Genomic DNA, 243 nt, shown 5'->3' with positions numbered 1-243 from the left:
AAAGGTAAGGGGGAGCTGGCCCAGTTGGCGGAGCAATGCGAAGTCCTGGAGCAGGGATTGCTTGAGCTTGCCCAGGGACTGCTGGCCCAGGTTCGTCGCCCGCCCTTCACTCTTCTGCCCACCCGACTCATCGAGCAGCGCACATCCGCACGCACCACCTTTCTTCGCTGGCAGCACATTGCAACCCGGCGGATGGGCGTCGGGGTGTGGGCGGAAATGCTGCGCCAGGACAAGACCCCGGAA

1 protein-coding gene is annotated in these 243 nt (G+C 64.2%); it reads left to right on the top strand.

The window, feature by feature from the left end:
- A partial coding sequence (locus HMPREF2924_RS28830; RefSeq protein WP_141765585.1) for a DUF3158 family protein occupies window positions 1-243 on the top strand: 243 nt, incomplete at both ends.

Origin of the sequence: Pseudomonas sp. HMSC063H08 (assembly GCF_001813645.1) — a bacterium.
Lineage (GTDB): Bacteria > Pseudomonadota > Gammaproteobacteria > Pseudomonadales > Pseudomonadaceae > Pseudomonas > Pseudomonas aeruginosa.
The sequence above is the reverse complement of the archived record's forward strand: the minus strand, read 5'-3'. Positions and strand labels throughout refer to the sequence as shown.